This window comes from Paenibacillus sp. BAC0078 (genome assembly GCF_054483875.1).
Map to the genome: position 1 here is coordinate 147,817 of NZ_JBTLRW010000013.1, position 12,103 is coordinate 159,919.

The 12,103-nt window shown below is 45.8% G+C and carries 14 protein-coding genes, 12 tRNA genes and 1 rRNA gene; 2 read left to right on the forward strand and 25 right to left on the reverse strand.

From position 1 onward, the window contains the following. The 12 genes from ACX1DY_RS22110 to ACX1DY_RS22165 form a co-directional block, all read right to left on the reverse strand. Positions 1-1,065 (reverse strand): baseplate J/gp47 family protein, encoded by a 1,065-nt coding sequence (locus ACX1DY_RS22110; RefSeq protein ID WP_458966363.1) that lies wholly within the window; start codon positions 1,063-1,065, stop codon positions 1-3. Beyond that, positions 1,052-1,483 carry a DUF2634 domain-containing protein gene (locus tag ACX1DY_RS22115; protein ID WP_458966364.1) on the reverse strand — a complete coding sequence of 144 codons (432 nt, stop codon included), beginning with the start codon at positions 1,481-1,483 and terminating at the stop codon, positions 1,052-1,054. Before ACX1DY_RS22115 ends, ACX1DY_RS22110 begins: the two co-directional genes overlap by 14 nt. Continuing rightward, entirely contained in the window at positions 1,480-1,773 is a 294-nt protein-coding gene (locus tag ACX1DY_RS22120) for a DUF2577 domain-containing protein (RefSeq protein WP_458966365.1), read from the reverse strand. The genes ACX1DY_RS22115 and ACX1DY_RS22120 overlap by 4 nt, the downstream gene beginning before the upstream one ends. A 6-nt stretch (positions 1,774-1,779) precedes the next feature. Further along, positions 1,780-2,745 carry an XkdQ/YqbQ family protein gene (locus ACX1DY_RS22125; protein WP_458966366.1) on the reverse strand — a complete coding sequence of 322 codons (966 nt, stop codon included), beginning with the start codon at positions 2,743-2,745 and terminating at the stop codon, positions 1,780-1,782. 9 nt (positions 2,746-2,754) lie between these two features. Continuing rightward, positions 2,755-3,510, reverse strand: coding sequence for a LysM peptidoglycan-binding domain-containing protein (locus ACX1DY_RS22130; RefSeq protein WP_458966367.1), 756 nt, complete (start codon positions 3,508-3,510; stop codon positions 2,755-2,757). Between the two features lies 1 nt (position 3,511). After that, positions 3,512-5,434 (reverse strand): hypothetical protein, encoded by a 1,923-nt coding sequence (locus ACX1DY_RS22135; protein WP_458966368.1) that lies wholly within the window; start codon positions 5,432-5,434, stop codon positions 3,512-3,514. Positions 5,435-5,626: 192 nt separating this feature from the next. Further along, entirely contained in the window at positions 5,627-6,049 is a 423-nt protein-coding gene (locus ACX1DY_RS22140) for a phage tail assembly chaperone (protein ID WP_458966369.1), read from the reverse strand. 113 nt (positions 6,050-6,162) lie between these two features. Further along, entirely contained in the window at positions 6,163-6,633 is a 471-nt protein-coding gene (locus ACX1DY_RS22145) for a phage tail tube protein (protein WP_458966370.1), read from the reverse strand. A gap of 1 nt (position 6,634) precedes the next feature. Next, positions 6,635-7,957, reverse strand: coding sequence for a phage tail sheath family protein (locus tag ACX1DY_RS22150; protein WP_458966371.1), 1,323 nt, complete (start codon positions 7,955-7,957; stop codon positions 6,635-6,637). After that, complete coding sequence (locus tag ACX1DY_RS22155) at positions 7,957-8,133, reverse strand: hypothetical protein (protein ID WP_458966372.1); 177 nt, start codon at positions 8,131-8,133, stop codon at positions 7,957-7,959. The genes ACX1DY_RS22150 and ACX1DY_RS22155 overlap by 1 nt, the downstream gene beginning before the upstream one ends. Next, entirely contained in the window at positions 8,130-8,552 is a 423-nt protein-coding gene (locus ACX1DY_RS22160) for a phage tail terminator family protein (RefSeq protein ID WP_458966373.1), read from the reverse strand. The genes ACX1DY_RS22155 and ACX1DY_RS22160 overlap by 4 nt, the downstream gene beginning before the upstream one ends. Positions 8,553-9,037: 485 nt before the next feature. Then, positions 9,038-9,562: an ArpU family phage packaging/lysis transcriptional regulator gene (locus tag ACX1DY_RS22165; RefSeq protein WP_458966380.1), complete on the reverse strand. Its 525-nt coding sequence runs from the start codon at positions 9,560-9,562 to the stop codon at positions 9,038-9,040. Positions 9,563-9,870: 308 nt separating this feature from the next. Here ACX1DY_RS22165 and ACX1DY_RS22170 point away from each other — a divergent pair, with 308 nt between their 5' ends. Together ACX1DY_RS22170 and ACX1DY_RS22175 are read left to right on the forward strand one after the other, a co-directional pair. Then, positions 9,871-10,320 carry a helix-turn-helix domain-containing protein gene (locus ACX1DY_RS22170; protein ID WP_458966374.1) on the forward strand — a complete coding sequence of 150 codons (450 nt, stop codon included), beginning with the start codon at positions 9,871-9,873 and terminating at the stop codon, positions 10,318-10,320. Positions 10,321-10,358: 38 nt separating this feature from the next. Further along, the gene (locus tag ACX1DY_RS22175) at positions 10,359-10,772 is read left to right on the forward strand and encodes an ImmA/IrrE family metallo-endopeptidase (RefSeq protein ID WP_458966375.1); all 414 of its coding nucleotides are present in this window, start codon (positions 10,359-10,361) and stop codon (positions 10,770-10,772) included. A gap of 109 nt (positions 10,773-10,881) precedes the next feature. Here ACX1DY_RS22175 and ACX1DY_RS22180 read toward each other — a convergent pair. The 13 genes from ACX1DY_RS22180 to rrf form a co-directional block, all read right to left on the reverse strand. Further along, a tRNA-Pro gene (locus ACX1DY_RS22180) sits at positions 10,882-10,955 on the reverse strand. 16 nt (positions 10,956-10,971) lie between these two features. Then, a tRNA-Gly gene (locus ACX1DY_RS22185) sits at positions 10,972-11,045 on the reverse strand. 12 nt (positions 11,046-11,057) lie between these two features. Beyond that, a tRNA-Pro gene (locus ACX1DY_RS22190) sits at positions 11,058-11,131 on the reverse strand. Between the two features lie 22 nt (positions 11,132-11,153). Beyond that, positions 11,154-11,230, reverse strand: a tRNA-Arg gene (locus ACX1DY_RS22195). Positions 11,231-11,238: 8 nt separating this feature from the next. Next, positions 11,239-11,313, reverse strand: a tRNA-Gly gene (locus ACX1DY_RS22200). Positions 11,314-11,321: 8 nt separating this feature from the next. Next, positions 11,322-11,405 (reverse strand) — tRNA-Leu (locus ACX1DY_RS22205). 15 nt (positions 11,406-11,420) lie between these two features. Beyond that, positions 11,421-11,493, reverse strand: a tRNA-Lys gene (locus ACX1DY_RS22210). Positions 11,494-11,498: 5 nt separating this feature from the next. Then, positions 11,499-11,572, reverse strand: a tRNA-Gln gene (locus ACX1DY_RS22215). Between the two features lie 52 nt (positions 11,573-11,624). Continuing rightward, a tRNA-Val gene (locus tag ACX1DY_RS22220) sits at positions 11,625-11,700 on the reverse strand. Positions 11,701-11,741: 41 nt separating this feature from the next. Next, a tRNA-Glu gene (locus ACX1DY_RS22225) sits at positions 11,742-11,816 on the reverse strand. Positions 11,817-11,827: 11 nt separating this feature from the next. Then, positions 11,828-11,903: transfer RNA gene (locus tag ACX1DY_RS22230), tRNA-Thr, on the reverse strand. Between the two features lies 1 nt (position 11,904). Next, a tRNA-Asn gene (locus ACX1DY_RS22235) sits at positions 11,905-11,980 on the reverse strand. Positions 11,981-11,985: 5 nt separating this feature from the next. After that, a 5S ribosomal RNA gene (rrf, locus tag ACX1DY_RS22240) occupies positions 11,986-12,102 on the reverse strand. Between the last annotated feature and the right edge of the window lies 1 nt (position 12,103).

Consider the following 12,103-nt stretch of genomic DNA (forward strand, 5'->3'; position numbering starts at 1 on the left):
CTACACCTCCAGCTCTACATTGCTGAACACCGGCACTTCAATTTCTGTTAGTGTTACGTTTCCAACTCCGCCGTTCAGCTTCAATGCGCTATAGTCCACAACTCCCTCAGTATCCAGCAGCAACGAACCAATGACAGACTGGCTGATATAGGAAGCGGTAAAAGCCTTCTCCTTGCGATACTTTTCCAATAGCACCTTAAAAGCATCAATAACCGACTGCAGTGAATATCCGGAGGCAAGTATAACCTCGGCGCTTACACTGATGTTTTTTCCTGTTGCCGAGACTACGGTTACCACTGCGCCTACCGGTGCTTGTCCTTCACCTTGTCCCGAAACTGGATCAATGTGTTGCTGCACCTGAGAGACAAGCAGTTCGGAGGCAGGCTGCTTTTGCGAATCTACGATCACAACCTTCACCGTCTTAGGACCGTTCCAGAGCGGGAATACCCGGCTGCCCCCCACACCATCAATCTGCATCGCCCATTCCATATAATGATATTTATTTCCGCTCGTTGACGGGCGTCTCGCCGAGTCGAAATACCGTTGACGCAGCGAATCATCACTCTCCGCATTTTCACCGGGGATCAGCAGGGCCGCAATCTCTCCACGCGCCAGATCAGGGATGTAATCAAGGGGCAGCAAGGAGCCGAAATATCGGTTTCCTTCTTCCCCTGCTGCTTCACTTTCCATCCTGTAGGTTCCTGGAGCCAGCTTCTCCACTGCCGTATAATGCAGCAAATCAAGTGAAAAACGGCTGCCAAGCGGAATATCCAGCAACTCATTAGCGCTGTTATAGAAAATTCCTTTGAGCTCAGCTTTACTCGCGGCGCGCCTTGTAATTCCCGTCCAGGCAATGCTGCGTTCCAGGTACTCTCCAGTAGCCGTATCTGCAAAATACAAATTGTTGTTCACATCCAGCTCAATATACATCTGCGCCATCTCAGCCGCAGCCGGAGCCAGCGCATCATAGATAATGCTGCCTTCACGCTTGTCCAAACCTGGCGGCACCCGGTCCAGCATTCGTTCAAGCAAAGCTTCAAATGTCTGACCTTCATACACCCTCATTCCACTCCTTTCTGATCTCGAAATTGCCGTAATACGTGACGACAGTGCAATTGAGGATAACAGTGTCTCCGTTAAAAGAAATCTCCACATCCTCCAAACTACGAATTCGCTCATCCTCCAGCAAAGCTTCACTTATACTCCGCCTTAGCTCTGATCTGGCGAGCAGGCGGTCTCTGCCAAGCACCAGATTCCATTCAGTTCCGTAGTCCGAACTATAGATCAGATGCTCATAACGTTCGGTTTGAAGAACTTTCACTGCCGCCTGCTTGACGGCTTCCAGCGCATCAATAGTGCCTAATATCCGTTTGCGTTCCCAATCCATTCTATAAGTAAGGCTTGGGATTTCTAAACTCTCGCTAATGGTTTCGCTCTCCAGCGTTGACGTTATGGGACCTGCCTTTCCAATGACTGGTATCATGAATTCACCAGCCGATCCAGAACAATATAGCTTTGTCCTCCCTGCATGCGGATCAACAGCACACGGTCCCCGGATTCAAGGCCCCGTCGGATCAGATAGCTTTTGCCATCCAATTCAATTTTGCTTTCCATTACTGTTTCTGGTAGGACAAGTGCAGGGCCGGAAAGAATAAACCGTTGATCCACCTGAATCTGCAGAGGCTTTGTAGCCGTCACCATTCCATAGGAAAAAGCCACGGGATTCGTATTCGATACGGCTCCGAGGCTCGCTTTTTTGATAATATCCAACATGAACCTTTACACCACCTTTATATCTAGGGACATAGTATGCTCGCCACCGGAAATCTTATGGCTGCACTGATCCACCAGAAAAAGCTGCGTGTCGAACTCGTCCAGCAGCACATAGATGAAATTACCTGCCCTTACCCGCATGTCGCCGATTGCCTGCACAGAGAGACTGAGCTTTTCCCGGTTATGCATTTTCAGCAAATTATTAGCTTTTTCCTGAATCTGTGCAGCATTCGCCTTATCATCAGCCTTCTGGTATAAATGCAACAAGCCCCAGCGTTCCACATTTTCCTTATCCGATACTGGATAGATGTCTCTCTTACCTGTTGCCTCGTTGTCTTTGTATAGAAAAATTGTGTTGTACGTCTCCTCATCAATGCTTCGTTTCAATGAGTAGTCATACAGATAATGTCCTGCTCCTAGGATCACATTCAACAGCATATTCTCGCTACTACGCAGTGTCAGCTTGCCAAAGTCATCATAAAAAGCCAGCAGTTGCCCCTTATATTGAAGTTCGCTACCGATAGCCCCCATTATGATGTCGAGCAGTTTTTTGTCATCTTCAATCAAGGAGGGGATCTTGTACTTAGCGGCATCCAGCACACCTGTCTGCAATCCGTAGTCCTTGGCAATCTTTTGTATCAGTTCGCTTGCGGTAACATTCTGGAGTACGTAGCTACCGTTCCCCAGTAAATAACGGATCTGATCATACGCCGTCAGCTTAATTTCTTGGTCAATCCCCGTATCTATACTGAACACAAAACCATAAAACACGTTAATCCCATCTTTACTGAACTGTATAATATCCCCGTTGCTGATCCCAAACTTCGGATGCTGGTAAATACCACTGTCAACCAGAGTCAGATCCAGAGTAGAGGGCTTGCCGGAACGTGATGTTTTCCAAGTGATGTCCGTTGCGATACTAGAGATATCCCAAACCCTGCCTTCCTTGTTCTTCAAAAGCAGCTTCAACATCTTCCCCTCCTATGACAGCTTGATGACTCTGCCGACCTTAAGCTTCTTCAGCTCACTATCGGAAATGCCATTAAGCTTCTGGAGTATCTTATATTTGCTGCTGTCGCCGAGGAATTTCTGGGCTATCTTCCCAAGGGTATCCCCTGCTTTTATGGTATAGGTAGCTGGTGCAGTTTTATCACTAGAGCGCTTCTGCTGCGCCTTGACTTCGCCCTTTACTACCTTTGCAGCAACTGCCTGATAGAATACATATTTCTTAAGTGATAATGTGTATTCAATATCCCCGGAAGTTCCCGCGCTGAGCTTCCATGTAAAGCCTTCGATGCTAGCGGCCATATTAATTCCCATTTCACCTGTAAAAATCTTCCCCGCATTCGCTTTTGCCAGCGCGAGCCAATCTGGCTCTATGTTGCTCTGATCTGCGGCATGGTTATCCAGCGACTTCAGCCCGGTAAATACAAACCGTATTGGCCTACGGCTCACCATCCATTTTTTGATCAGCTTCACATATTCATAAGGCTTCAGCAGCTTACTCGCCTCATCTCTTCCGTACACAACAAACGGATAATACTGCGCCGGAAAAATACTCTCAATAGTGATTTCCGTCAGCTTGGGATAGGCAATGGTATTGATTTCACCCAAGTCAATGATAGAGTAGCTTTTTCCATCACCAGACTCCTTAATCTCCAACGTTTCGGGATTGACCGGCAGTCTGATAGCCTCTTGATAGTTGTTGTAGCTAAGAAAAAATCCATACTCTTCCACGTTACGTATACACCCCCTGGGCCGTTGAGACAAACTCCTCATTCAGCTTCTGCCCAATCTTTGTAATAATGGAGTCAATATCTCCAGCATTATTTATATTTCCCGTTGTTACCTGAACAGTTGGTGTTAGCTCTACGAAATTCTGAATCGCTTGAATCTCTGCCAGCTCACGCAGCATTTTCAGATCATCGCTGGAGATGTCTACGGTATCGTTAATAGCGCCAACTTCATTGACCCGGTTGACGTTGTTCACGTTCCCGTTTTGATTGGCAAGGATGTTTGTTGAGTTTAAAGGATTGCTTGCTGCAGGGTTTACGATATTCTTTACTTTCTCAGTAGCAGTTCTTCCCATATTGGAGAAATTATCGACAAAATCCCGGCCTGCTTGAGAACTTGCATTAATTGGCTGTATATAGTCTAAGTATTCTATCTTGTCACTATTCTTAACTGGCTTATCACTAGTAGGAGCAACTACACGGTCTCTTACATTTTTTATCAGCCCACTCACAGCATGGGGGTCTTCAGGGTTGATTGGATTCAATTGTAAATTTGCTAATTTCTCAAAGCCAGGTACTTTACTCAATAAATCTGTAAGCTTCTTTACACCCTTCATCGCAACATTAATAGCTTGTGCTATTACTTTCATAAAACCGCCAGCAAAGTTTTCGCCCCCTAAGGCCATCTGATAAAGAAGATCCAAAAAATTAATGAACATATCATAGAATAATTTTTTTACTGCGTACACTGGGTCTATAAATAAGTTTTGCAAGAAATCTTTGAAAGTGATAAATGCATTTTGCAAGGAGATAATTACGTTCTGTAGATGGACTTTCAGCCCCCCGAACACCCCCATAATGCCACCTACCACATCCCCTGCAGATACACCTAGCTGCTGTAAAATCAGCAATAAAAGCGCAATAACCCCAATAACAATCAGAATCGGCCAGTTGGCTGCTAACCAGGCAGCTGCGAGCATATACACTTGGACAATCATCGCTGCTAAGTACACAATAGCAATGGCTTCAAGAATCGGTTTAATATAGGACCAATTTTCCTGAACAACCCCAACCAGCCACAACAATCCATTGACCACCATAGAAATGACATTAGCAATGAAAAGAAAGCCGTTCGCCATAGCATCAATAATCGGCATTAATTGGCCTGAGGTCAGAGCCGTATTAAGCGTATCCATTACCGGACGCAGCGCTCCTAATGCCTTCGCTCCAATTTGACCGAGAGCCGCGTCAATATTCTTGTTGAGCTTATTCCAGTCCATGACATCACCATCACCTGGCTTTACCACAGATTTTACTGCTTTCTCTCCAAAGGATTTGACCCTATTAAAAGGGTTTACCACATTGGCTGTTTTGAGAAATTTCATTATTTTGGAATCCGCAGGGACTGGTGGCGGAGTTGGAGGTGCTGGCGGTTCCTTCCTAAGATTAATCTTGGGCTTGGGAGATGCATCAACTATCTCTTCCTTGCTTTTTTCCTGTGGCTTCTGCTCTACTTTCTTCTTTTCCTTAAGCCCTTTCCACCAGTTTACTTTTTTCGCCTTTTCTTCTTCAGGTGTTACAGCCTTCACTGACGGTGAGGCGCTCAGTGTGCGAACCGCTAACTGCTGAGATTGCGAGGCCTGTTGGCTTTGCTCCATTACAGTATCTCTAGACATACTTATCTTTGGAGGCATACGTTTAAATCCATCCAGCAAGGTGTCATTAATCTCTTGCAAGGACTGATTAAGTCTGTCCAGAGACCGATCCATTCCATCTGCTGACCGCTTTATAGCAGCCTGAACCCCTTTGATGGAGCGATTTACAATATCCAGGTTAGTATTCATACGCACACACTGCTTATTCATCGCTTTCCAGATCACAAGCGACTTACGCGACACTAATACCATTTTAGATACATCTATCTCCATTCATTCACCCCCTTCATCTTCTCTTGCCCTTGTTACGGGATTGCTCCCGTTTCTCTTTGTCCACCCGCACCGAAATCATCGCGTATATAGCCGCACGTTCACGCGTAGAGAACCTCATAAGCTCATGCGGCAAAATGTGCAGTTCGTGGAGGGCGTAGTAGGCCAGGTTAGCCTCACCATCACCCTCGTTGATCAGTTTTTTACTTCATCTACCAGTTCGTTCATGTCAGTATCGAATCCATTCAGTGCCTGTACACGTTCACCGAGCGCTGCAAATTCACCAGGAAGCAGCATTTTACGCAGCAGCGCTTCTGCTCCAAGTACCCCGTAAGACCGTTGGAGCTCAGAATTCTTCAGATCCGGGTATATCACACTTGAGGTCATCAGCTTGGCCATATAATCATTAGGATCAATCTCCGTTGAATATGTGCCATTTTTCCCTTTTATTTTTCGTGTAGCCGCTTTCCGGCATTCCTGGTTCTCATCCTCAGTCATACTGCGCAGTTTCCAAGCTACGGCTTTGCCCTCTTTATCTTTAAACCGCTGCGAGACCACAAATTCCTCCGTAGTGTCAGATGCTGCATTTTGTGCAAAAAACAAACTTAATTCGCTCATTGTCTTCCTCCTGTTATTCTGATTGTTTTAAGAAGACAGAGAAGAGACCCGCCGCTCATTTCACGTCCGGGCCATTCTTGCTCACGTCTATATTCACTTCAGGCACAGATCCTCTAGAGGCCAGAACCTGCCGGAGCGTTAAAGGATTGCATAAGCTCCACATCTTCAAAAGTAAAGCTCACTTCTTCTTCAAGGGCATCTGATTCCGTATCGAGCGAAGCCATAATAACACTGTCCAAATTCACAGATTTTAGCATAATCCGCTGTGCTCCCACACTAGACGAAGGATCTTCATTCGTGACTACAATGTCAAAATACTGATCCACTCCTGTTTTCATATATTCCAGCATCAACTGACGGAAACGGCTAGTCATATAGAAAATTGTCATCGACCCGCTGCCGGACCACCCCGTTGCTTTATGCTGTACCCCCCGGCGCCCGAGTGTCTTCACTTCCGCCTTCTGCTTCTCAACAGTTGCTTCGAGCGTCTTCACATAGAACATTTCTTCCGTTTGACCGTTGATAGTTGCAAAAGCACGGCCTTCTTGGCCGGAGAGGGTATCGCTGGCTTTCAAGAATGTCATCTTAGACCACCTTCACTTTCATGTATACTTTTTCTACGGAATCAACTGGCTTCACGGCAACATCCAGCACTACACTGTCACTATCCATTCCTGCTGTTACCACAATATCAGTCTGTGAATTGAAATTATCGATTGCGCCAAGGTTCTGCAGATCGTTCATATAAGAAACGCATTGGGACCAAAAAAGCGCACGTCCGTCTTCATTATTCGCTACCCTGCCAATGAAATAATTTTCGAAAATTCTTTTCAAATCACCGGAAATCCCATCCAGTACACGCAATACTCGATTTTTCGAAAAAACCTTGCCTTTATCCGGTGAAAATCCCGTGAAGGTGTTGATATCCTGCTCCACCACGGCACGGCCTCCATTATACGTAAAGAGCATTTCACCATTCGTCAGTGCTGTTACCGTTTCGATATGATTGAAGCGTACATCCGCATCAACAGCATCATCATATGTTTGGTAAGTCAACGATTCGTTTACTGCAGCTGCAGCAGTTGCGCCCGCTACCCATGCCACAGCATTCGTTTTATCAATGGTCGTACCATCGCTGAGCAATACACCGTTGGCTACGCTGATGATCCCTTCATGATTGGCTGCTGCGTAGTTGGACAATACTGCCTGTACCTTCTTGCCCTCTGTATCACGCAGACGCTTCACAAATGAGGTATACAGTGCCTTAAGGGAGTTATCCTGCGACAAAAGCCCAACCGTCTGGAAATCCTGGACCTCCAGCAGAGTCAAAAACTCACTGTGCTCCGCATTCGTTACCGTACCGTTAGCACCACCCGTCAGAGGCATGCCAGCAGTTAGTGTCAAGCCAGCCGAACCATTTTCCTTAAACTCCACATATTCGTTGGACGTAAGTTCCAGTGCGGACGCAACAGTTTGTTTATCCAATTTTGTACTGCCAAGCAGCGTATTAACATCGAACAGAGCGTTGTTATCAATATTTTTCTCAATGGTCACGGAAAGATCATTGCCACGTTCACCGCCGTATTTTGCCGTTACCTGCAGGCCGTTATTGGTCACTGCTGCTTTTACACCTTCATTCAAGCGGTAGAGCAGCAGAGTGCCTGCACGTTTCAGTGCTTCCCGTACCGGAAGCAGTACAGAATCAGTCAGATCATAACCAAGCAACTTCTTATAGTCATCCTGTGGCGTAAGCTTCAGAATAGATCCTGTTTTCCCCCAGGGTAAGGAAAGAGCGAGAGCTGTAATTCCACGTTCCCCCATTTTGCCTACTGTGCTTCCGCTCGATGCGACATTCACGTATACCCCCGGACGCACCTTGTTTTGTGTTGTCCATGTTCCTCCAGCCATTAGATAACCTCCTTAGTTAGAAAAAGCCCCAGTAATTTCTTTGCTTCAAGTAATGTGTAACCCTGATCTTCTTGCAGCATTACGTCCAGCACATCTTTTTCTTTAGGTGAAAATAATGCCGATTCCATAATCTGCTTTTTTCCAAAAATACTCAGGTTAGTATCATTTGTGCTCATTTCAGTCGTTCTCCTTCTGTCAAGTGCCCCATCATCTTAATCCCTGGTTCGGGCTGTATTTCTTTATGAAGATAGAGCATATAGTCCACTGTAAAAAGTGGCCCGCTTCCTTCTGTTCCAGCCTCCCAAGCCTGTCGCATCACCCGAAAAGAAGGTTGTTCTCTCTCTCTCATCGCAAGCGCCTCGCACAATCCGTCAGCCATACCTTCCGAATCCAGCAAACCACCCTGCTCATATCGGATACCATAACGATACACGGCCATATATTTGCCTTCCCTTTGCCGGTCATAAGTTGACGAGATTAATTCCACTCTGAAGTATGCAATTTGCGGTTTATTACCATCGACATATACGGGTACACCAGGAAAAGATTCTTCAAGTGCAGCAATAATGTTCTCCCTTAATTGTTGTACAGTCATGGTTGCATTCCTCTCCACAGCCTCAGCTGCAGCCGTTCCTTGATGCTATGAATCATTAAATCCATTAACATAATTGTGTACATCCCTCCAGTTTATATTGAAATAAAAAACGAATATACCCTTCACAGTGGGAATACTCGTCTTCGTTTGGCATCTGCCTGAAGAATCTTTCACCGCGAAAAGAATTATTTGACCTCACATAGGTACAATATCAGCGGGGCATTCATGCTCCTGCGGTGTCCTTCTGCTTCATTTGCCATGGTATAATCATACCTGCTTTATTTCCGCATGGAGCCGGTATTACGGCGGGTTATGGGAGAGCTTCGAGATGAACTAGGGAGGTTTTGAGCTGGTAAAAAGATGCCTTCCTTTATATATATATTTCGCACCTCATTTCTCCTCCGACAAAAAAAGACTGCATCATCCATCGGACGATACAGCCTTCGTATTACGCTCTATGTTCATACTTTCCTTCTATTCATAAATTAACCACCATTAATAGGAGCTGGCTCCCCCCTACTCTCCGACTCTTCTTTTTTCATAGACGATCCTTTTTTCAACAGCCCCCCCAGCGACAACAACCCAAGATCCGTCAGTGCCAGAGCCATCTTATAAAATGCCTTTGTGCGTATCTTAACGTAAGTATCCTTGCTGACCGGCGGATCGAACACATGATTATACACCGTGTAATCGTATATTTCGTCTCTACGCATGTATCGTTCTCTCACGAGCTGCTGCTCCCGGTTATCCAGCCTGTCCACTACAGAATCCAGTGCGGCACAGTAAGCTCTTCTTGCAGCAGGAACATCTACGTTATGAGTGGCAATGGCAGCAGTCTGATCAGTAATAGTATGGGTTTGGCCATGAAATCTCTCGATATAGGAATAAGTAATACCCGCTTCCTTGGCTTCAAAAGTAACCGTCTTAAAAATACGATATTTCTCCAGCATACTCTCTATTGCGACCTGAGTACGACGGCGATCCAGTTCGGGTAACGAGGATAAATTCATCATTATATGCACTCCTTTGCATTTAGGCTGAGTTAAGGTAATTACTGAGGAAATTTCCTGAGAAATGTGGTAAAATTCTTCTTGTTCGTATTTTGTTCGCCTTTTTCAATAATATACCACCTTATCTCCAATTCCGTAAAATCCCATTTTAGGCCGTTTAGGAGGAGAAAACACCTCTTATCACGCTTTATCTTACCATCACATCGCATATTACCTTTTGGCATTATTACTTGCTTTTTGTTTACCTATTGACAATTATGGCTTATATTATTATTAACAGGTTAATAGGTGATAAGGAGTGGTTAACGATGGCAGGAGATTTCGGGAATTATCTGAAACAGCTTCGAGAGCATAAAGGCCTGACAATCAGTCAACTGGCTTCACTTGCGGGTATCAGCGGAGCACAAATCTCACGAATCGAGAACGGATTAAGAGGGGTGCCTAAGCCGGCCACTTTGCGTAAGATCGCTGAGGCTGCTGAAGCATCCTATGAAGAGCTTATGGAACAAGCAGGATACTTAGCTGAAGATTTGTTGAGCAATACCGAAGGCAAAGTCCCTGAATGGGCTACAGGTAAGGATAAGCGGGATTTCCGCAAAATGCTGGAGGATGACGGGGAACTTATGTTTGACGGAATCCCTTTAAATAAGGAAGACAAACAGCGGATCAAGGATGTGCTGACCGGTCTTTTCTGGGAAGCCAAGCAGATGAATAAAAGAACCAAACCCAAGCACGAATCAGACACCGATCATAGCTAGGCGACATCACATACATTAACATGCTGCGGGTGAAGAATATGGATGAGATAATCAATAAGTTGATCAAAAAATATAAAACCAACAGCCCTTTCGAGCTCTGTGAGGCGCTGGGCATTCATATTCGATTCATAAACCTGGGAGAAAGTACAAAGGGTTTGTATTATCGCAAACTTAGAAGAAGATTTATTGTTATTCATAATGAACTGCCTATAGAGTGGCAGCGTTTTGTATGTGCGCATGAACTCGGCCATGATCGCCTGCATAAAGGAATAAACCGGTTCTTTTTAGAGGAGAATTCCTATTTTTCGCCTGGAAAGCTTGAGCGTCAAGCTAATTTATTCGCGATTAAGCTATTATCGTCAGGTATTCCTCCCGAACAAGACGAATCCTTAATAAGCTATTATCTTCGGATTGGCATCCCACCGGAAGTCATCTTTTTTTCAAGGGATTAAAACAACATATATTAAATTCAACTAAAATGAAAACATAAATTTTCAACTTAAAGAAAAACAAAAAACTCTTACCGAAGTAAGAGCTCATTGTCAGCTAAAAGCTAAATTATCGGGATGACACGATTTGAACATGCGACCCCCTGGTCCCAAACCAGGTGCTCTACCAAGCTGAGCTACATCCCGAAACGATATAAAATTATGGAGCGGGTGATGGGAATCGAACCCACGCTATCAGCTTGGAAGGCTGAAGTTCTACCATTGAACTACACCCGCGAAGATATAAAATCGGGATGACACGATTTGAACATGCGACCCCCTGGTCCCAAACCAGGTGCTCTACCAAGCTGAGCTACATCCCGTTATTTTGTAAAATAAATAAAATGGCGCGCCCTGAGAGATTCGAACTCCCGACCTTTTGATTCGTAGTCAAACGCTCTATCCAGCTGAGCTAAGGGCGCAAATATTATGGAGCGGACGACGGGAATCGAACCCGCGACCCTCGCCTTGGCAAGGCGATGCTCTACCGCTGAGCCACGTCCGCAAATTAGGTGGTGCGCGTGAAGGGACTTGAACCCCCACGTCGTAAGACGCCAGATCCTAAGTCTGGTGCGTCTGCCATTCCGCCACACGCGCACAATAATAATAAAGTGAGCCATGAAGGACTCGAACCTTCGACACCCTGATTAAAAGTCAGGTGCTCTACCAACTGAGCTAATGGCTCGCATTTGGCAGGGGATATAGGATTCGAACCTATGATGACGGAGTCAGAGTCCGTTGCCTTACCGCTTGGCTAATCCCCTTCGATGGATACCTATAAAATTCCCACAATCTCTTCCAACACGAGGACGATTATGGTGGAGGCTGAGGGGTTCGAACCCCCGACCCTCTGCTTGTAAGGCAGATGCTCTCCCAGCTGAGCTAAGCCTCCATATCTAAGGTTGTCCTCTAGGGAAAATGAAAAATCATAAATGGTGACCCGTATGGGATTCGAACCCATGTTACCTCCGTGAAAGGGAGGTGTCTTAACCCCTTGACCAACGGGCCTTAAAAACTTGTGGAGCTCTCAACCGGATTCGAACCGGTGACCTCTTCCTTACCATGGAAGCACTCTACCTACTGAGCTATGAGAGCATGGCTCCCCGAACAGGACTCGAACCTGTGACAACTCGATTAACAGTCGAGTGCTCTACCAACTGAGCTATCAGGGAATAATGCTTGGCGGCGTCCTACTCTCCCAGGACCCTTCGGTCCAAGTACCATCGGCGCTGGAGGGCTTAACGGTCGTGTTCGGGATGGGTACGCGTGGAACCCCTCCGCTATCGCCACCAAAC

Coding starts and splice junctions, on each gene's coding strand:
- ACX1DY_RS22140 (WP_458966369.1), bottom strand. CDS start 6,049: ATGAGCGAATTAAGTTTGTTTTTTGCACAAAATGCAGCATCTGACACT.
- ACX1DY_RS22150 (WP_458966371.1), bottom strand. CDS start 7,957: ATGGCTGGAGGAACATGGACAACACAAAACAAGGTGCGTCCGGGGGTA.
- ACX1DY_RS22115 (WP_458966364.1), bottom strand. CDS start 1,483: ATGATACCAGTCATTGGAAAGGCAGGTCCCATAACGTCAACGCTGGAG.
- ACX1DY_RS22110 (WP_458966363.1), bottom strand. CDS start 1,065: ATGAGGGTGTATGAAGGTCAGACATTTGAAGCTTTGCTTGAACGAATG.
- ACX1DY_RS22160 (WP_458966373.1), bottom strand. CDS start 8,552: ATGACTGTACAACAATTAAGGGAGAACATTATTGCTGCACTTGAAGAA.
- ACX1DY_RS22125 (WP_458966366.1), bottom strand. CDS start 2,745: ATGTTGAAGCTGCTTTTGAAGAACAAGGAAGGCAGGGTTTGGGATATC.
- ACX1DY_RS22120 (WP_458966365.1), bottom strand. CDS start 1,773: ATGTTGGATATTATCAAAAAAGCGAGCCTCGGAGCCGTATCGAATACG.
- ACX1DY_RS22145 (WP_458966370.1), bottom strand. CDS start 6,633: ATGACATTCTTGAAAGCCAGCGATACCCTCTCCGGCCAAGAAGGCCGT.
- ACX1DY_RS22170 (WP_458966374.1), top strand. CDS start 9,871: ATGGCAGGAGATTTCGGGAATTATCTGAAACAGCTTCGAGAGCATAAA.
- ACX1DY_RS22155 (WP_458966372.1), bottom strand. CDS start 8,133: ATGAGCACAAATGATACTAACCTGAGTATTTTTGGAAAAAAGCAGATT.
- ACX1DY_RS22175 (WP_458966375.1), top strand. CDS start 10,359: ATGGATGAGATAATCAATAAGTTGATCAAAAAATATAAAACCAACAGC.
- ACX1DY_RS22165 (WP_458966380.1), bottom strand. CDS start 9,562: ATGAATTTATCCTCGTTACCCGAACTGGATCGCCGTCGTACTCAGGTC.
- ACX1DY_RS22135 (WP_458966368.1), bottom strand. CDS start 5,434: ATGGAGATAGATGTATCTAAAATGGTATTAGTGTCGCGTAAGTCGCTT.